Source organism: Streptomyces sp. NPDC048411, from assembly GCF_040704695.1.
Classification (GTDB): Bacteria; Actinomycetota; Actinomycetes; order Streptomycetales; family Streptomycetaceae; genus Streptomyces.
On the sequence record NZ_JBEZKL010000149.1, the window covers coordinates 1 to 17,655 of the forward strand.

Sequence of the window (17,655 nt, forward strand, 5' to 3'; positions counted from 1 at the left end):
GCTCGGCCACCGCTTCCGGCGGTGGCCGAGCACGGCCAACCCGCACCTGCTGATCAACAAGATCACCGCCCTGGGAACCGGCTCCATCAGCCAGGTCTCCCTCACTGCACCGCTTCGGGGCCAGGCCGCCACCCTGGAACAGCTCCGCGTCGACCGGCAGCTCGAAGAAGCCCTCGTCCATGGCCCCGATCCGCTCCACCTCGCCGAGGTCTTCGGCCTGGACGAGAAGACCGCGATCCGCTACGCGAACTCCGCACGGGCGCTGCTGGAGCAGCCCGTCGAACAAACCTGTGAGAACTGACCGTGGCCTTCTACCATTCTGCCTGTCATGTCCGCACGAAATCGAAGACTGCCCCGGCACCGCGCCTGGCCACTGACCACCACCGACATCAACGCGTGTCTCGGCCCCTACATGTGCCGCGTCACGGACCTGCGGTTCCTCACGGGACATGACAGCGGGCCCATCGTCCTGGGAGCAGAATGGATCGCTCCGATCCCTAGCAACTACGGCCGCAGCATGCATCCGGACATGGTCGGCTTCCGCATAGACGTCCACCCAGTCGGTGCCACTGAACGTGCTGCCACCCGCGCTGTTCTACGGGCGTATGCCCTCCCGCAACTCCACGAATGGATCACGCAGGCGATCGCTGCCGACGAGACCTGGCAATTGACTCCTCACCAGCACTACTGGCGGCTCACTGACGGCCACCTCACGCACCGCGACGAAGCGTGAACCGAGCCCGGACAACAACGCACACCCCTACATCAGCGAGGCCACACGCGCGGGTTCACAACGAACCCAAGAGGCCACACCCGGGAACCAGGACACCCACCCCTCGGGTTCTCGCCGAGATACCTTCAGTTCCCCTGAACTCACGGGACTCAGGGGGTCCCAGTAGTTCTCGCCGAAAAACAACGCTAAGCCTGGAAGTCACCCCTGATCTGGGCTGATCCCGGAGAAGCCGAGTGGCGGTGTGGTGCGGGCCGGCAGTGTCGCGGCCATGCAGAATCCCGGCCCGTCGTCACTGCCCGACCTGACCGACGCGCAGATCCAGAAACTGCCGGGTGGAGAGGCTCATCGAAGGCATGGACCTCGGCAACGAGTACTACGGCGAGGGCGACTACGACCGGGAGACGTGGAACCGGATCTGCGACGGGCTCTCGCGCGAGCCGCAAGCGGTGCGGTCTCCGCCGACTATGTGTGCAGCACCTTGTAATCGCATTCTGTGACAGGAGATCTCATGGCAGACACCGCGCTGACCGCACGCACCGGCTGGTTCCACGCCGCCGCGAGTCTGCTGCTCGGAGTCGTATCCGTGGCAGCCCTGGCGGTCAACTTCCTGCTGGCGGTGCCGGTCGGGCTCGCCGCGGTCGGCAGCTCGCTGGTCGGCCTTCGACGCGACGCCGAGCACCGCGGCATCCACACCGCCGCGCTCATCATGGGTGCCGTCGCCGCCGTGGCGGGACTGCTCCTGGCGATGTTCCTGCTGTCGGCCACCACCGGCGTCAGCGGCACCAGCGTTCCGGCCCCGTGAACCACCGGGGCAACACTGCCTGATCGCTGGCCATGGGCCCTGTCATCCAACCTCGAGGCGGATGGGGCCTTCTTGCTTTCAGAAGCTGTTGTCTTTCCGTACTTGATCACTGACTTTTAGCTGGTCAGGCGTGGTGTCGTGGGTTCCATGGCAGACAGGAAACGTCGTGTCGTCTCGGTCGTGGAGGTGCGGGAATGCCGTCGCTGGTCGGTCTGCTGGAGGAGCGGGAACGGGGTGCCCGGCAGCGGGTTGAGGTGCTGCGCGAGGAAGCCGACCGGGTCCTTGCCGAGCTGCGCGACGCGGAGCTCTTGTGGGAGCGCTTCGTGACTGCACGGGAGGTTCTCGCCGAGGTACTCGCTGGTCCTGGCGATGGTGCCGGCGTCGAGGAGGCTGCCATGCCGGCCGCGGAGAACACTGCCCCGACGCGACGCCGACGCCGGGAGGCGGGGCAGTGCCGGGGGCGGTGGTGCCGGTGTGGCATGAGGGCCTTGAGGTGTCGGTGCTGTCACCGGACTATCAACGGATCATGGGGATCCTGCCCGGCTCGGGAACAGCGTTGACCTGCAAGGAGATCACCTCGGCGCTCGGGCTGGAGGAGGTGCCGGCGCAGGTCGAGGGAGTGCGGTCGAAGGCGAACCGGCTGGTGAGGCGGGGCTGGCTGGTCAAGGAACCGTCGGGGCGGTTCACGCTCGCGCCGGGGCTGCGAGGCGGCGGGTCATGAGCATGGGCATCGACCAAAGGTCATCGCCTCGCTGGAGTCGGGCCGCCGCTCGTAGTCACGGGCCAGACGGCGCGAGCGAAGCAGCCAGCCGAACGTGCGCTCCACCACCCACCGGCGCGGCAGCACCACGAAGCCGGAGACGTCGTCGCTGCGCTTCACGAAGGGTTCACCGTCGTCAACACCGCCGCCGTGCAGGTCGGCTGGATGGACGACGGCAAGGGCGGCGAGGTCTCGCTCGGCGGCGCCTTCAACCAGGGCCTCCAGGTCGAGGTGGGCCCCCGCTCGGTCGTCATCAAGGCACGTGACTTCACCACCGGCACCTGGCTGAAGCAGTTGACGGTCCCGCTGCACACCTCCGCGTGACCGGTCGCCGGGGGGCGGGCGCGGCACAGGGGCACATGTCGGTGAACGACCCGTGCCGCCCAGCCCCCGACGCGAACCTGAGGCCACCTTCAGGCTCTCCTCCAACACAGCTGTCCCGTCACACAGTTCCCCCGCCATGGTCGCCTCCTCGCCCTGCCCTGCCTGGTCTCGAGGCGGCCATCTGTGAGGGCGACGTCGTCACCGTGCGCCGCCAGGACTCCGCCGACCATGGTGACATCGTGGCCGCACTCCTGGACGGGGAGGCCACCGTGAAGCGCCTGCGGCGTGAGGGCGGCAGGGTCTGGCTCATGCCCCACAACTCCAGCTACGAGCCGATCCCCGGGGATGACGCGGCCATCCTCGGCAAGGGCGTCGCGGTATTGCGCGCGATCTGACAGCCATGCAGCCGGGCTGAAGCCAGCAGAGCTCAGAGTCCGAAAAGATGGACTCACGGTGTCGGCATGGCGGGGGAGGTTCTCCGCTCACAGCTGCACAGCGCCGGTCGTTTGCCGCGCCTTCGCCGCACCGTCAGCGTGCTGCCCGCAGGTACTCGCGCCGTGTGGTGACCAGGGCGCGCCACCGCGCACGGGTCTGCGGTTCCCCGTCGAGCCAGCGTGCCCGCCTCAGCGGGCAACGGGAGGTCGGCCATGAAGTGGGCGATGTCGACGTAGTAGGCGTAGTCGCCGCCCTGCGTCAGGGCGCGTAGCCGGGAGATTGAACCGGCCACCTTGTCGTGCGCGTAGAGAACTGGGCCGGGCGGTGCGTACATCGTTCGTATCAGTTACGTGGAATCTGGCAGCAGCGGAGATCATCTCCCTGCGGTACGACCACGGACTGAGGAGATGTGTTGGGCACGGTGGTGCTGGAGGAGAAGTGGCCGGTGCTCGGCAGGCACGAGCAGGCGGCCGGGTGGTTGCAGGTGTGGAGCGACCTGGGCCGCGCCCCTCGGACGATCGACGCCTACGCCCGGGGGCTGGCCGAGTACCTGGTGATGTGCGAGCGGGAGAACGTCGACCCGCTGACCGCCAATGAGCGTGTCCCAACTTCGTTCTAGCAGGTGAGCGGGCCTTGACGGGGGGGAGTTGATACTCCGTCCGAGGTTGGGGGTGGTGATCGACTTCTTCTGAAGGAGACGATCACCGGCCGGGCGGAGTGTCACGATGTGGTCTCGTTCTTGTTCGTCCCGAAGGGATAGCGGATCAGGTACTGCAAGGTCAGGACGGCCTTGACGACCACCGTGATCTGTCGGGGGCTGCCGCGGAAGTCTCAGGCCAGGACTTTCGCCCTGACATCAACGTCTGACATCAACAGCCACCCTCAGCCGCGCGACCGGGGCCATTTGTCCCGCAGCCACGCCAGGTCGGTCTCGGCGCGGGTGCGGGTCGCCTGTTCGCGGGTGAAGACGGCTTTCGTCTTGGTCAGGACCAGGACGTAGGGGCGTCCCTGGCGCCGGGTGGTGTGGGAGACGGGCAGGCCAGCCTGGTCGATGCGACTGTGGAGGTGGCGGCGTCCGTCCTTCGCGAGCGGCCACTCCATGACGTGGCGGGTACGGGAGGTGAGGAAGGCGTCCAAGTCGGGGCAGAGTCCGCAGCCAGTCCGGCATGTCCCGGCCGGGGTGAGGGACCAGTCGTCGGCCGCGCGTACGGGGCGGGTGAGGGCCGCGGTGAGCCGGTCCTCGCAGTGGTCTGCGAGGGCCTGGAAGGCGCGGGCGGCGGGTGCGCCATCGCGTATGGTCGTCTGGTGGCGGGCCGCTGTGCGCAGGGCAGGGAGCAGACATTCCAGGGCGGTGTCCGGCAGGCCGCGCAGCGTGGCGGCGATGGTGTCGGCGGTCTCGGGCCCTGCCGCCTGCAGGACGCGGGCCAGTGATGCGCCCAGCCCCTCCATTCCTGTGCGGCGCTCCGTTTCGCGGCCGACGCCGAGCCAGCTGGTGAGCTGCTGCTCGACTGCTTGCCAGGCACCCTCGGCCAGCGGCGAGGCCATCGCGTCCCCATCGCCGTCGGCGGCCTGCAGCGCGGTGCACAGGCCGGGCAGCGACTCGAGCCACGCCGCGCGGTCGGCCCCGGTGTACGCGCCAACCGTGCCGAACCAGCTGCTGACGGCCCCGCGGGCCCACGTCCTTCCGTACCGCGCGGCCGCTGCCGCGAGACCCGGGGCGTGCCGCTCGCCCAGGGTCTCCACTCCGAAAGGCGCGAGGAGCATCGTGGCAGTGTCCGCTTCCCGCAGTCCCACCGCGACGGGCAGGGCGGCGGCGAAGAGCGCCGCGGCCGCCTCGCCCGAACCGTGGTGCTTCCAGAACGGGGCGAGCGACCGGGCGAGCGTGCGCGCCCGGTCGAGGTCCCCGGCATCCAGGTGGCCCTGAAGTTCCCGCAGTGCGCCCTCGGAGCCGGCCTCGGCGCGGGCCGTGAACGACCGCTGCCGGGGCCACAGGACCACGGCGGCCCGCCGGTACCAGCGGTCGAGGGTGTTGCCGTAGTTGCCCATGTAGCCCTCGTACTCGGACTGGTAGGGCTTCAGGTCCTTGTTCTCGGTGGTGGCGCACACCTCGGCGTACGCGACGGGCAGGTTGATCTGCTCGCCGCCGGTGCCGTGCAGGCGGGTCCACCAGCTCAGCGTGATCTCGTCGTCGATCAGCTCGTTCAGTTCGTAGTTGGAGAAGTCGCCGCTGCGGCGGCGCTCGGCACCGGGTTCCCCGTCGGGGTCCAGGAGGCATTCACCCTCGCACTCCTCGTCCTCGCAGTCGTCGTAGTGCTCGACCTCGCCGTAGTAGTCGTAGCGATCGTACGGAGCATGCGCGTCCCAGGTCTCCTTCACCTCGGCCAACGCGAGGACCGCTTCGCAGTCCGCCTCCGCGGCGGCCTGGCGGAGCAGGGTGGTGCGGGTGGCGTCGGCTCCCTTGAGGCGGTCCCAGTCCAGGCCGCGCTGGGTGTACTCGTGGTCGAGGAGGTACACGAGGCGGTTCGGGGGCGCGGCCTTCTGGCGGCCGTAGGCGTAGCGCTCTTCGGCCGGCTCGGTGAAGTGTTCGGTCAGGCAGTGGGCCAGGTCGGCGACCGAGTCCCCGTCGTCTTCGCCAGCCGGGCGGATGCGTTCAGCGAGGAGGTTCATGGTGAGGGTGACGCGGTAGCCGGACTTGACGGGCTTGACCTCGTGCAAGCAGTCCGCGTAGAAGGCGGCGAAGGTCAGCTTCTCCCGGGACGCCTGGTGGACGACGCTGCGGCCGGCGTGCGAGACGACGAGTTCGCCGCCGGTGTGATGCGAGGGCAGCGAGACGACCAGGGTGCCCACCATGGAGTCGTCCTTCTCGGAGTCTTGGTGCGGCAGGAAGAACTGGCCCTTGCCGTAGACGAGCAGTGCGTGCGGCTCGGCACGTAGGACGGTGGTGGGCGGCAGACCGAGCGCGGTACGGACACCGTCGAGAACGCCGTCCAGGGTGCGGTCCCAGTCAGTGCCGCCGAGCGTGATGCGGTCCGGCGTGATCTCCCAGGTGTCGCGGACGCTGGTGTCGGACAGGGTCTGCTCGCCCCGGCCGAAGGATGCCTGCCGGGCCTGCGCGATCAGTTTCTTGGTGACCGGGGCACGCAGCGGCAGCGGCAGTTCCCCCACCCCGTCGACTTCGATGCGCAGCGCGCGGGCCGACATCTCAATACGGGTGCTGAAGTCCCCGCGCCGCTGTGCGTCGCCGAGCAGCTCCGCCAGCTGCTTCCGCGCTCCGTGTCCCATACTGTTTCGTCCCCAGGGGTGCAGCGTGCCGTATGGCCTGTCCCGGAAACCCTAACGCCGCGGGCAGTCCTTGTTCCCGGGCTGTTGGTCATGCGGCGAGGGTGAGTATGTCGCGGTAGCGGATGGTGTGGACGCGTAGGTGTTCGCGTTGCTGGTGGTAGCGCCACTGAGCGTGTCCCAATTTCGTTCTCGCAGGTGAGTGGACCTTGACGGGGTGGGAGTTGATGCTCCGCCCGAGGCTGAAGGCGTGATCGACTTCTCCCGAAGGGGACGATCTTCAGGTCGACTGATGGTGACGGTTCGGTTGCGATGTCCCGTACCACTGGGCACGACGGAAGCCCGCGATGAACGAGTTCGATCATGGATACCGCGGCGGAGGCTTCCGCACCCCTTGTCTACGGCCTGGCGCTCAAGACACCGGCCGGTACTGTCGACCGCATCGTTGGTGCGCTCGTCCGTTACCACCGTCGGATCGGGTCGCGCTGGCAACTGCACGGCTTCCCTCTCCAGGCGGTGTTGACCTGCGCGTTCCTGGAAGGCGGCCACACCTACCGGTCACTGGCCGAGGGCAACGGCGTCCCGAAGAGCACCTGCTACAACCTGATCCAGGAAGGGATCAAGGTGCTGGCGCGACGTGCGCTGCCCCTGACCGAGGTGGTGCGCCTGGCCGTGAAGGCGGGCTGGGACTACCTGATCGTGGACGGGGTGAACATCCCGACCGAGCGGGTCAACGGGCGTATCGGCAGGAAGCAGCCCTGGTACTCGGGCAAGCACAAGCGCCACGGCGGCTCGGTCACCACCATCGCCGCACCCGACGGGGAACTGCTGTGGGTCTCCGGCGTCCTGCCGGGACGCACCGTCGACATCCGCGTCGTCCCGTACTCCGCGCCGACCGGCGTCCTGCTGTCGGGCTACCTCGCACACCGGGCGACGATCAGCCGGGCACGCGGACCGCTCTTCCTGTCGGAATCCCGGCGCAACCACGCCCAGCCGCTGAGCCTGTGGACCTGGTCGAAGGTGGTCCGCCGGATCGCGCTGGCCGCCGATGTCCCACGGTTCTCCACCCACACTACGAGACACCTGTGCTTGACCGACCTGGCCCGGATGGGCTGGGAACTGCACGCCATCGCCACCTTCGCCGGCCACCGCCACACCGACTCCACCCTCACCTACATCCACCTCTCGGGCCGGGACCTGGCCGACAAGCTCAACCGCGGCATGGAACAGATCCACGGCTGGCGAGTGCATATGCTGGCCCGCCTCGGCCAGCAGTCGACCGGGACGGTCATGCCGTGACCGCGACGACATCGGCGGCCGCTACCGAGACGGCCGCAGCCCCCTCCTGGCCATGGCCCATCGACCCGGCCCGATACGACCGCCATCCCGAGCTCAGCGAACGCGAGCGAACGGCGCTGGCCAGCCTGGGCTGGCAGATTCGCCGACGCCGAGGCTACGACCCGGACCGGGTCGAGTGGCGGGCGATCGCCCGCCTGCTCCGCCCGCTCGACGACGCGCGAGCCGCGCTTCAATGGTGCCCAGACACGCCCGCCCATCGCCGCTCGGTCACCGACGCCGTCGGCCTGATCCTGCGACGCTGCCTGGAGGACGGCACGTCGTTCTGGGCGTGGTCGGCAGACGACTGGGGCCGCCTCATCGCCCCTGGCCACAAGGAGTTCGAGGAGGCCTGGCCCGGGTGGATCGATGGCACGGTCCGGCCCTACGTGGCCGCGCTCGCCTACCTGCTCGGCGACTTCACCGACTTCCACCGCATAGGCGGGTTCGTCCGCCGCTCGCTGGCCTGGCGGGTCTTCGGCCAAGAACCGGTCGAAGAGACGATCGCACAGGTGGCAGCCACCCTCCAGGGCTGGGGCTACCACCCATCGAACGGCGCCTTCGGCCAGTTCCGCACCGTGCTGGTCCAGATCATGCTCATCAACCGCAGCCCGCTCCTGAACGACATGACCACCGACGCCTTGGAACGAGTCCGCGAGAGCCCCGCGCTCCCATCCGGAGCGCGGCGCGGCAATCTCCACGGTGTCCACCGGGCGATAGCCGCGCTCGGCTACGCCGACCCGCCGCCCAAGCCCATCCACGCCGTGATGCCCGACCTCGAAGGCGTGCCCGCGCCCTGGGCCGCAGCGGTGGAGCGCTGGCACGCCACATCGACGCTCACGCCGAAGGTCAGAGGCATGTTCCGGTCCGTCATGGCCAAGGCGGGCCGGTGGCTGGCCGCCGAGCACCCCGATGTCGTCGAACCCGCCCAGTGGACGCGCGAGACCTGCGCGGCCTGGGTGGCGGCGCTGGACCGGATGACCATCGGCGAGTACGTGCAGCGCCAGGCCGGAGTCGACAAGCGCGGCGGCGAACCGCTCTCGCCCCGCACGAAGGCCGGCTACCTCACCGCGACCAGGACGTTCTTCCGGGACTGCCATGAGTGGGAATGGATCCCCCGCCGGTTCGACCCCGTGCGCGCGCTGGCCACTCCCAGAAGCGTCGCGGCACTGATCGGCCCCAACCCCCGAGTGATTGCCGACGACATCTGGGCGAAGCTGCTGTGGGCCGGGCTCAACATCGATCCCGAGGACTTCCCGACCAACACCTACGGGCTGTGCTACCCGATCGAACTCATCCGCGCGGTCACCCTGACCTGGCTGTTCAGCGGCCTACGCAGCGACGAGATAGCCCGCCTCCGCATGGGCTGCATCCGCTGGCAACACGACGGTTTCCCCATCCCCGGCGACTCCGACGAGGTACTGGCGAAGGACGCCGTCTGCCTGCTGGACACCCCCACCCACAAGACCGGCACCTCGTTCACCAAGCCCATCGACCCCCTGCTCGGCAAAGCGATCGAGGCATGGCAAGAACTCCGCCCGCAGCAGCCGAAGATGCTCGACCGCAAGACCGGTGAGCAGGTGGACTTCCTGTTCGCTCATCGGGCCAAGCGCCTCGCCAACACCTACATCAACACCGCGGTCATCCCCTCGCTCTGTCGCAAGGCCGGCGTCCCGACCGCCGATGTCCGGGGCAACATCACCAGCCACCGGGCCCGCTCCACGATCGCCAGCCAGCTCTACAACGCCAAGGAGCCGATGACGCTGTTCGAGCTGCAGGCCTGGCTCGGTCACCGGAGTCCGGAGTCCACCCAGCACTACGCCAAGATCACGCCAAACACCCTCACGAAGGCATACACCGAGGCTGGTTACTTCGCCCGCAACGTCCGCACGGTCGAGGTCCTTCTCGACCGCGACGCCATCACCTCGGGGGCCGCGGCCACCGGTGAACCATGGCAGTACTACGATCTCGGTCACGGTCTGTGCTCCTACTCGTTCTTCGAACAGTGCCAGCACCGGATGGCCTGCGCTCGCTGCGACTTCTACACGCCCAAGGAATCGACGAAGGCCCAACTCGTCGAAGCCAAGGCCAACTTGCAGCGCATGCTCGTGAGTATTCCGCTCACCGAAGAGGAACGCGCCGCCGTCGACGACGGCCAGAGCGCCCTCGACCGTCTTCTTGAACGTCTCGCCGAGGTGGCCACCCCAGCCGGCCCGACCCCGAGCGAGCTCCGCGCCGAACCCGGCCGGCCCCTGCCACTGACCGTCCGATCACCACCTGACCCCACCGAACGAAAGTGCTACTGACATGCGACCCGACCTCACCACGATCCTGCCCACCCTGCACAGACTCGCCGAACAGCTACACGACGGCGCACACGTCGTCACCCACTGCCGAGCGGGCATCGGGCGCTCATCCCTCCTCGCGGCCGCACTCCTCATCCTCAACGGTGTCGATCCCGAAACCGCCTGGAACCAGATCGAACGAGCTCGCGGCCTCGCCGTCCCGGACACCGCCGAGCAACGAGAGTGGACGACGGAACTGCTCAAATAAGCATGATGTTGACAAATCAGATTCCACAGAATCTGCGACTACCTCGCCGACGTCGAGCTGAGGCAGGAGATCCACGAAGGCTTCCAGGTCGTGGAGAATTGGAACAGCGCGAACAAGGATCTTCTACGGCAAGGACGGCGATCTGGCCGGGCAGGACAAGGAGTCCCAGGAGGTGTCCATGCTGGCTCTCCACCTGCTCCACGTAAACACGCTGCTGATGCAACAGGTCCTCGCCGGGCGCTGTCACGTTGACTGATGGCGTGGGATGATCTTCGGATTGGTCGTGCTGGAGGGGAAGTCGTCGGTGGAGAGTGCGTCGCCGTCGTACAAGGGGCATCGGTACCCGATCGGGGTGGTCTCCCACTGCGTGTGGCTGTACTTCCGGTTCCCGCTGTTGTTCCGCGACGTAGAGGAGCTGATGCTTGAGCGCGGTGTGTTCGTCTCGTACGAGACGATCCACCGCTGGTGTGTGGAGTTCGGGCAGACCTACGTCAACGCGCTGCGCCGCCGGCAGCCCCGGTCTGGGGACAAGTGGCATCTGGACGAGGTCTTCATCAAGATCAACAGCGAGCTGAAGTACCTGTGGCGGGCCGTCGACCAGGGCGGCAACGTCCTCGTGCAGAACCGCCGCGACAAGGCCGCGGCCAGGCGCTTCTTCCGCCGTCTGATGAAGAAGACCCGTGCGGTGCCCCGGGTGATCGTCACGGACAAGCTCCGCTCCTACGGTGCGCCCACTGCGAGGTCATGCCCTCCGTCGAGCACCGGCAGTCGAAGTACCTCAACAACCGGGCAGAGAACAGCCACCAGCCCACTAGGCAACGCGAACGCGCGATGAAAGGCTTCCGTTCCGTCGGTGGTGCCCAGCGGTTCCTGTCCGCGTTCAGCGGCATCTCACCCCACTTCCGCACCCGGCGACATCTCCGCACCGCCGCCGAACACCGCTTCGACATGACCATCCGCTTCACCCTCTGGGACCACGTCACCGAGAACACCGGCCTGACGACCCCGGCCTGAGCACAGGCCGGAACCAGGCCCCACCACACCTCGACACACCGTCAGACACCCACACACCCAACAACGTGACAACGCCCTGCGTAACGCTCAGGGCTGCGGTGAGAGATGCCGCAGTAAATGCCGGATTTACCGCGACAGTTCCCCTGGTGTGCGTTCGGCTGCTGCTGCGAGCTGGTCGGCCAGATTCCTGAGAGCCGACCGGAGCTCGTCGGGGCGGTGGATGGTGAAGGGCCATTCGAGAGAGGCGAGCATGTGCGCCATGCCGTCGAGGCGCTCTGCGCGGGCTTGCATCAGGACGCCGGTGGGTTGGGCGATGAGTGTGACAGCCGAGCGCGGCAGGCGGCGGGCTATCTCGTCGAAGGGGCCGTGGATGGTCACCTCGACCTGCCAGCGGTAGGGCCCGTGAGCGAGGGTCGCGGTCAGATGGGCGACCGGGTCGAAGCCGTCGGGGATGGTGAAGGTCTTCGTGCGGGGATGGACGGAGGCGACGCGATCGATGCGGAAGGTCCGCAGGTCGTCGCGGAGGTGGTCGTGGCCGACGAGGTACCAGCGGCCGGTGTGGAAGACCACGCCGTAGGGGTCGATGTCGCGCTCGGTCTGGTCCTGCCGCCAGGACCGGTAGTTGATACCAACGGTCGTCCTGGCGCGGGAGGCTTGGGCCAGGGCAAGCAGGACGCCGCTCTCGGGTGCCTGTGCGATCACGGCGTTCGCGGTGAAGGACAGGGTCTCCCCCATGGCAGTGAGCGGCTCCCGCAGAGCGTCTGGAAGCACCCGTTCGATCTTGGCTCGGGCGCCGACGGCGGCCAGCACGGTCGTGCCCATTCCGAGGCGTTCAGCCGCGAGAAGTCCGAGGACGACGGCGAGGGCCTCGTCATTGGTGAGCACCAGGGGCGGCAGCCGGTAGCCGCGGGCCAGCTGGTAGCCGCCGTAGCGGCCGCGCTCGGCCTGCACGGGGATGCCCAGGTCGCGCAGGTGGGCGATGTACCGGCGGACCGTGCGGGCGTCGGTGTCGAGCCGGTCGGCCAGCTCCGGCCCGGTGAGCCCGGCGTTCGACTGGAGCAGTTCCAGCAGGGTCAGCACACGGGTCAGGGGATGCGACATGGGTCACTCGGCATTTCAGGGCTGATTCTGTCCTGTATTGACTCTACGCTCCCCACAGCACTCACTTCAGGGAGATCACATGGCCACCTTCGTACTCGTTCCCGGTGCCTGGCTCGGGGCGTGGGCCTGGGAAGACACCGCCCGCGCTCTGCGAGAGCACGGCCACACGGTGCTGCCGCTGACGCTGACCGGCGTGGCCGAGCGTGCGGAGGAGGGCGGGCCCCAGACGGACCTGGACACGCACATCGCGGACATCACCGACTTCGTCGAGAAGAACGATTTGCGCGAGGTCACCCTGGTCGCCCACAGCTATGCGGCCGCCCCCGTCAGCGGGGCGGCCGGGCGTCTCGGCGAGCGGCTGGAGCGAGTGGTCTACGTGGACAGCGCCCCGTTCGCCGCGGGCATGCGCATGCTCGACCTGATGCCACCGGAGGTGGCGGACCAGCTGGGCCAGCAGGTCACGGCCCGTGGTGATGGCTGGCGGCTGTCGATGTCGTTCTTGGAGGTCCTGGGCCTGTCCAGCAGCCTCGACGGACTCGACCAGGGCCAGCGGGACGTGCTGAGCGCACGTACCACCCCTCAGCCGTTCGGCACCTACACCCAGCGGCTCACCGGCCCGGCCGAGCCGGGGCCCGGCGTGGACTGTGTCCTGATCGCCTGCAACGACTTCCGGGCGTTGCTGGATGCCGGGGTGCCGATGCTGGCTTTTCTGAACCAGGCACCGTGGCGCCGATTCGACCTGTCCACCGGACATTGGCCGATGCTGTCCGCGCCCGGCGAGCTCGCCGATGTCCTTCACGCGGCCGTCTCCTGACGCTGCCAGGGAACGGCACATCCGATGCAGCCGCAGGAACTCATCCGCAGAATGCGGGCCCACGCGCAGGCTCTGACCGATGGGGTCCGGGAGACCTCCGCCGAGGCCGTCGTGCGGCGGGTCTTCGCCGTCCAGGCGCAGGACGCCGCGGCGGCGGACCTGGGCATCCGAGTACGGGGACAGGACATCAGCGCGGAGGACATCCGCGCGGCCTACGAGGATGAGCGGAGCATCGTCCGCGGCTGGTTCATGCGCGGAACCCTGCACACCCTCCCCAGCTCGGACGCCCGCTGGGTGCTGCGGCTGCTCGCTCCCCGCATCCTCGCCGCAACCAGCCGCCGCTATCACCAGCTCGGCCTGGACGCCGGTATGCGTGAGCGCGCTGACCGGCTTGTCCGACGTGTTCTTGCCGCGCACGGACCGCTCACCCGGGCCGAACTGACGGAGCACCTGGCCGCTGTCGGCGTTCAGCCGGAGGGGCAGGCGCCGTTCCACCTGATTCGCCACGCGGCACTCACCGGAGTTCTCTGTCACGGCCCTCGACGCGGTGATGAGGCTACGTATGTCCTGCTCGACGACTGGCTGCCGGCCGTCGCCGGGGACTTGCCGTGGGAGGAGGACACGGCCGTCGCCGAGCTCGCCCGCCACTACCTTCGCGCCCACGCGCCCGTCGGGGTGGACGACTTCGCCGCCTGGTCGGGCCTGCCGATCACCCTGGCCCGCAGGGCCTGGAAGACACTGGCGCAGACCGACTCGATCACCGAGTACGGCACGCTGAGCGTGCCGACCGGACGGAAAGAGGAACCTCCGGGCACTCTCGCCACCCCGGATGTGCGGCTGTTGCCTGCCTACGACAACTACCTCGTCGGGTACCGCACCCGGGAGTTGTCCGTTCCCACCGCTCACCACGGCCGAGTCTGGCCAGGCGGCGGCGTCATCCGCCCCACGGTCATCGCGGACGGTCTGGCCATCGCCACGTGGACCCGCCGTGACGCCGGACGCTGTGTTCAGGTGGACGCGTTCGAGCCCCTGTCGTCGCAGCTTCAGGCTCTGATTGATACGGAAGCCTCGGCTGTCACTCATTTTCTACAGCCCTCCGCCTGAACGCCGGGGCTGCCCAGTAAGAACTCCTAACGAAATGATCTTCAAGGTGGTTGGATCAGTCCGGGACTGATGATCCGGGGGTATGGGGTGGCTCGGCCGAAGCCGTGGGAGGTCGGCGACGAGTTGTGGGCGGTGATCGAGCCGCTGTTGCCCAAGGTCGAGCGTCGGCCCCGGCACCCGGGGCGCAAGCGGCATCCTGACCGGCTGGTGTTCCAGGGCATCCTGTTCGTGCTGCACACCGGGATCGCCTGGGAACATCTGCCGCAGGAGCTCGGCCTCGGTTCGGGCATGACCTGCTGGCGGCGCCTGGCCGAGTGGACTGAGGCCGGTCTGTGGCCCCGGCTGCACGAGGTCCTCCTCGCCAGGCTCCGCAATGCGAACGCCCTGGACTTCTCCCGGGCGGCGGTCGACGGCTCTCACATCCGGGCGTTAAGAACTCCTAACGGAATGACCTTCTGGGGTCGGCTGCCCTGCGTGGGGTGTTGTCGGGCAGCATGGGGCGATCTAGGCGGCCGGAGTGGCGCGCTGACCTGCTGTGGTCGGGGCAGCAGGCGGCGTGGGCGGGTTGTGAACACAGGCCCGACCACGGCGTGCGCAGGGTGGTCCGGTCAGCGGCAGTGCAAGCCAGCTGACCAAGGGCGGATCGTAGCAGGCAGACAGCACGGGCGTACCTGGCAGAAGGGTTCCGGTGTGACGTGGACGCTGCCGGAGCCGATGCTGAGCGCTCCCGTACCCAAGCCTGATCTGCGGCCGGGCTGGGCGGGCGAGCCGAAGCGGGACGGGTTCCGGACGCTGGTCTCCGTCGACACAGGCCGAGTGGTGCTGCGCTCCAGGCGCGGTACCGAGATGGCGGCCTCGCTTCCGGAGGTCGTGTCCGGGGCCCGTGCATCTGCCGGATGTGACCGCGCTGGACGGCGAGCTGATCGTCTGGGACGCTGCGGGCCGCCTCGCGTTCGACCGGTTGCAGAACCGGCTTGCCCGGCGCGGTGCCGGGGCGGCCCGTGCAGCGGAAGAGTGGCCGGCGCACTGCGTCGCGTTCGATCTGCTGCGGCTGAGGCTGAGGACGTTCACCCCCGCGTCCCGTGGTTCGCCTCCGAGTGCGCCCACCGAGCTATTCCAGATGCCGCGCGGCACCGTGGCTCCCCTCCTTGCTACTGCGGAGACCCCGAGCACCTTCCATGGTCACTCCCGCGTGATCAGCGACGCGACCAGCCGGTGTCCAGTGCCACCCCAACTTGGGTCGTGCGTCCTCGGAGTGGAGTGGTCTGGGTCGTTCTTCTGATCAACGGCAGGCTGTTGCAACCAGGCGTCCCAGCGCGGTGCGTGCCGGCGGGACCCCCGTGGGTTCGCCGCCGGGGTGGCGGATGCCCGCCTCTCCGATGAGGATGCCGCTGAGCCAGCTGCGGGCGCGTCGCAGGGTCGCGGCGTCCGCAGCCGGTCGTCGCTTGTACGCCTGCCCACAGCCCGGTGGCAGGGTGCAGAGGACACCACAAGAAATACGACAGAGGGTGTCGGGTTTTGTGGAGACAGTGGGGGCGCCGGTCGGTGTCGTGGTGGCGCGGGCCGGGACGACGGACAGACAAGGACCCTCATGCGCGAAACACCCGACGATCTGCACCGGCTCCAAGCCCTCCTCGACGCCTCGCTCTCCCGCTCCACGGCGCACCTGCGGTCGATCATCAGCAGCGAGCGCACGCTCACCGCCGAGCAGCTCACTCGCGTGCTCACCGGCATGTGCACGCTTGCGCTGTCCACCGTGACGGCGAAGGGCGAGCCGCGGATCAGCGGCGTGGACGGGCACTTCCTGCACGGAAGGTGGCACTTCGGCACCGCGCGCGGCGCCGCCAAAGCCCGGCACCTCGCCGCCCGGCCCGCCGTCAGCGCCGCGCACATGCGCGGGGAGGACCTGGGCGTGTTCACACACGGCACCGCGGAGGTCCTCAACCCCCACTGCGGCGAGGCGGCCGCCGACTGGCCGGACCTGCTCGCGTACTTCCGGGACTTCTACGGCGACGACGCCTTCGACTGGGACAACGACGTGGTCTTCTACCGGCTGCACCCGCAGTGGATGGCCGTGTTCGCCCCCGACCTCGCCAAGCTCGGCGGGAAGGCGGACGAGGCGTGACCCCGCCCGTACCGGACACACGCATGCCGGCCCCACACGCTGCCGGGGCCGGCAAGACGCGCGACACCATCGACGTCGTGGGCGCCCGCACCAACAATCTGCGCGACGTGTCCATCAGCATCCCCAAAGGCCGGCTCGTCGCCTTTACCGGCGTCAGCGGCAGCGGCAAAACCTCACTCGCCATCGACACCCTGCACAGCGAGGCCCAACTGCGGTACCTGGAGGGACTTTCGCCGTTCGTACGCCAGTACATCACCCAGCGCAACCGCCCCAAGGTCGACCGCATCCTCGGCCTCGGCGCCACGCTCGCGGTCGACCAGCGCCGCCTGAACCGCAACCCTCGCTCCACTGTCGCCACCATCACAGGGATCGACGGGCACCTCGGCCTGCTCTACTCGCGCCTCCCGCGGATCGGCCCGGACACGAACACGGACCCGGCCGCGGACACCGGCGCCGGTCCCCTGACCACCGCGCACTTCGACCGCCACACCCCCGAAGGCAGCTGCCCGGACTGCCACGGCGCCGGCGGACGCTGGCAGGCCCAGGAAGACCTCGTCATCACCCGCCCGGACCTCCCCCTCTTCGAGGGCGCCTCCCCCTGGTACGCCAAATGGCGGTCCGGAGAGCACATGTTCGTCCCCGCACTCGCCGCCAAACGCGGCGTGGACCTCGGCCGGCCCTGGCAGTCGCTGCCCGCGGCGTTCCGGCACGACGTCCTGTACGGCACCGGCGACGATGCGGTCGAGGCCACCGTCGACATCCCGAACAAGAACGAGACGGCTCGTATGACCTACACCTCCAGCCAACCGCTGCGCGGCGCGCTTGCCGAGGTGGAACGGGTGTTCGTCAATGCCCGGACGGCCGACGCCAAGCAGCGCTACCTGCCGTACATGCGCAAGCAGCCCTGCGGTCCCTGCCACGGCAGCGGATTCGATCGGGTCGCCCGGTCCGTACGTCTCGGCGGCCTGACCTACCCCGATCTGCTGGACGTGGACGTACGCGAGGTCCGCCGCTGGGCCGGGCACGTCGCCGACTTGCTCGTCACCCGGCAGCGCACCGTCGGCGAGCCCCTGCTGCAGGACCTCGGACGCCGGCTCCGCCTCCTGGACCGGCTCGGCCTGGCCCACCTTCAGCTGTCCCGCAGCGCCGCCACACTGTCCGGCGGCGAGTTGCAGCGCACCCGGCTCGGGGGGGGCGGGGCCGGCCGGACCCTCGGACGAGATAAATATTTAATTAGTATAAACACCCCCGGGGGACCCCCCGCCGGCTCTGGTAG

14 protein-coding genes and 6 pseudogenes are annotated in these 17,655 nt (G+C 68.8%); 16 read left to right on the forward strand and 4 right to left on the reverse strand.

Annotated elements, in window-relative coordinates:
- The 3 genes and pseudogenes from AB0915_RS33300 to AB0915_RS33310 form a co-directional block, all read left to right on the forward strand.
- Positions 1–301: pseudogene (locus AB0915_RS33300) on the forward strand (hypothetical protein); the annotation flags it as partial.
- Between the two features lie 27 nt (positions 302–328).
- The gene (locus AB0915_RS33305; protein WP_366694610.1) at positions 329–733 is read left to right on the forward strand and encodes a hypothetical protein; all 405 of its coding nucleotides are present in this window, start codon (positions 329–331) and stop codon (positions 731–733) included.
- 508 nt (positions 734–1,241) lie between these two features.
- Positions 1,242–1,535: a hypothetical protein gene (locus AB0915_RS33310; protein ID WP_366694611.1), complete on the forward strand. Its 294-nt coding sequence runs from the start codon at positions 1,242–1,244 to the stop codon at positions 1,533–1,535.
- A 116-nt stretch (positions 1,536–1,651) separates the two neighbouring features.
- Here the strand turns inward: AB0915_RS33310 and AB0915_RS33315 are convergent, their stop codons facing one another.
- Positions 1,652–2,044 (reverse strand): hypothetical protein, encoded by a 393-nt coding sequence (locus AB0915_RS33315; protein WP_366694612.1) that lies wholly within the window; start codon positions 2,042–2,044, stop codon positions 1,652–1,654.
- A 17-nt stretch (positions 2,045–2,061) separates the two neighbouring features.
- Between AB0915_RS33315 and AB0915_RS33320 the strand changes: the two genes are divergently transcribed.
- Positions 2,062–2,256 carry a hypothetical protein gene (locus AB0915_RS33320; RefSeq protein WP_366694613.1) on the forward strand — a complete coding sequence of 65 codons (195 nt, stop codon included), beginning with the start codon at positions 2,062–2,064 and terminating at the stop codon, positions 2,254–2,256.
- On the opposite strand, the pseudogene AB0915_RS33325 reads toward AB0915_RS33320, so the two are convergent.
- Positions 2,219–2,415, reverse strand: a pseudogene (locus AB0915_RS33325) (transposase); the annotation flags it as partial. The gene AB0915_RS33320 and the pseudogene AB0915_RS33325 overlap by 38 nt on opposite strands.
- 30 nt (positions 2,416–2,445) lie before the next feature.
- On the opposite strand from AB0915_RS33325, the gene AB0915_RS33330 reads away from it, so the two are divergent.
- From AB0915_RS33330 to AB0915_RS33340, 3 genes and pseudogenes are all read left to right on the forward strand, one after another.
- Entirely contained in the window at positions 2,446–2,619 is a 174-nt protein-coding gene (locus AB0915_RS33330) for a hypothetical protein (protein ID WP_366694614.1), read from the forward strand.
- A 167-nt stretch (positions 2,620–2,786) separates the two neighbouring features.
- Positions 2,787–3,014, forward strand: a pseudogene (locus tag AB0915_RS33335) (S24 family peptidase); the annotation flags it as partial.
- 449 nt (positions 3,015–3,463) lie between these two features.
- Complete coding sequence (locus AB0915_RS33340) at positions 3,464–3,673, forward strand: hypothetical protein (protein ID WP_366694615.1); 210 nt, start codon at positions 3,464–3,466, stop codon at positions 3,671–3,673.
- Between the two features lie 263 nt (positions 3,674–3,936).
- On the opposite strand, the gene AB0915_RS33345 is transcribed toward AB0915_RS33340, so the two are convergent.
- Positions 3,937–6,336 (reverse strand): 2OG-Fe(II) oxygenase, encoded by a 2,400-nt coding sequence (locus tag AB0915_RS33345; protein WP_366694616.1) that lies wholly within the window; start codon positions 6,334–6,336, stop codon positions 3,937–3,939.
- Positions 6,337–6,696: 360 nt separating this feature from the next.
- Here AB0915_RS33345 and AB0915_RS33350 point away from each other — a divergent pair, with 360 nt between their 5' ends.
- The 4 genes and pseudogenes from AB0915_RS33350 to AB0915_RS33365 all read left to right on the forward strand — a co-directional run bounded on the left by AB0915_RS33350 (position 6,697) and on the right by AB0915_RS33365 (position 11,235).
- Positions 6,697–7,632: a tyrosine-type recombinase/integrase gene (locus AB0915_RS33350; protein WP_366694617.1), complete on the forward strand. Its 936-nt coding sequence runs from the start codon at positions 6,697–6,699 to the stop codon at positions 7,630–7,632.
- Positions 7,629–9,974 carry a tyrosine-type recombinase/integrase gene (locus AB0915_RS33355; RefSeq protein WP_366694618.1) on the forward strand — a complete coding sequence of 782 codons (2,346 nt, stop codon included), beginning with the start codon at positions 7,629–7,631 and terminating at the stop codon, positions 9,972–9,974. The genes AB0915_RS33350 and AB0915_RS33355 overlap by 4 nt, the downstream gene beginning before the upstream one ends.
- Position 9,975: 1 nt before the next feature.
- Entirely contained in the window at positions 9,976–10,221 is a 246-nt protein-coding gene (locus AB0915_RS33360; protein WP_366694619.1) for a hypothetical protein, read from the forward strand.
- 304 nt (positions 10,222–10,525) lie between these two features.
- A pseudogene (locus AB0915_RS33365) lies at positions 10,526–11,235 on the forward strand (IS6 family transposase).
- Between the two features lie 126 nt (positions 11,236–11,361).
- Here AB0915_RS33365 and AB0915_RS33370 read toward each other — a convergent pair.
- Positions 11,362–12,336, reverse strand: a complete 975-nt coding sequence (locus tag AB0915_RS33370) for a transcriptional regulator (RefSeq protein ID WP_366694620.1) — start codon at positions 12,334–12,336, stop codon at positions 11,362–11,364.
- Positions 12,337–12,415: 79 nt separating this feature from the next.
- Here AB0915_RS33370 and AB0915_RS33375 point away from each other — a divergent pair, with 79 nt between their 5' ends.
- The 5 genes and pseudogenes from AB0915_RS33375 to AB0915_RS33395 all read left to right on the forward strand — a co-directional run.
- Positions 12,416–13,150 carry an alpha/beta fold hydrolase gene (locus AB0915_RS33375; RefSeq protein ID WP_366694621.1) on the forward strand — a complete coding sequence of 245 codons (735 nt, stop codon included), beginning with the start codon at positions 12,416–12,418 and terminating at the stop codon, positions 13,148–13,150.
- Between the two features lie 24 nt (positions 13,151–13,174).
- A complete protein-coding gene (locus AB0915_RS33380) occupies positions 13,175–14,254 on the forward strand; it encodes a winged helix DNA-binding domain-containing protein (RefSeq protein WP_366694622.1) in 1,080 nt (359 codons plus the stop codon).
- 87 nt (positions 14,255–14,341) lie between these two features.
- Positions 14,342–14,686 (forward strand): annotated as a pseudogene (locus AB0915_RS33385) (transposase); the annotation flags it as partial.
- 1,159 nt (positions 14,687–15,845) lie between these two features.
- Complete coding sequence (locus AB0915_RS33390; protein ID WP_366694623.1) at positions 15,846–16,379, forward strand: pyridoxamine 5'-phosphate oxidase family protein; 534 nt, start codon at positions 15,846–15,848, stop codon at positions 16,377–16,379.
- A pseudogene (locus tag AB0915_RS33395) lies at positions 16,376–17,655 on the forward strand (hypothetical protein); the annotation flags it as partial. The gene AB0915_RS33390 and the pseudogene AB0915_RS33395, both read left to right, overlap by 4 nt.

What these genes read in the sequence shown, in the direction of transcription:
- AB0915_RS33305 (WP_366694610.1), top strand. Translation starts at nt 329, where the DNA reads ATGTCCGCACGAAATCGAAGACTGCCCCGGCACCGCGCCTGGCCACTG.
- AB0915_RS33310 (WP_366694611.1), top strand. Translation starts at nt 1,242, where the DNA reads ATGGCAGACACCGCGCTGACCGCACGCACCGGCTGGTTCCACGCCGCC.
- AB0915_RS33320 (WP_366694613.1), top strand. Translation starts at nt 2,062, where the DNA reads ATGGGGATCCTGCCCGGCTCGGGAACAGCGTTGACCTGCAAGGAGATC.
- AB0915_RS33345 (WP_366694616.1), bottom strand. Translation starts at nt 6,336, where the DNA reads ATGGGACACGGAGCGCGGAAGCAGCTGGCGGAGCTGCTCGGCGACGCA.
- AB0915_RS33350 (WP_366694617.1), top strand. Translation starts at nt 6,697, where the DNA reads ATGGATACCGCGGCGGAGGCTTCCGCACCCCTTGTCTACGGCCTGGCG.
- AB0915_RS33360 (WP_366694619.1), top strand. Translation starts at nt 9,976, where the DNA reads ATGCGACCCGACCTCACCACGATCCTGCCCACCCTGCACAGACTCGCC.
- AB0915_RS33370 (WP_366694620.1), bottom strand. Translation starts at nt 12,336, where the DNA reads ATGTCGCATCCCCTGACCCGTGTGCTGACCCTGCTGGAACTGCTCCAG.
- AB0915_RS33375 (WP_366694621.1), top strand. Translation starts at nt 12,416, where the DNA reads ATGGCCACCTTCGTACTCGTTCCCGGTGCCTGGCTCGGGGCGTGGGCC.
- AB0915_RS33380 (WP_366694622.1), top strand. Translation starts at nt 13,175, where the DNA reads ATGCAGCCGCAGGAACTCATCCGCAGAATGCGGGCCCACGCGCAGGCT.
- AB0915_RS33390 (WP_366694623.1), top strand. Translation starts at nt 15,846, where the DNA reads ATGCGCGAAACACCCGACGATCTGCACCGGCTCCAAGCCCTCCTCGAC.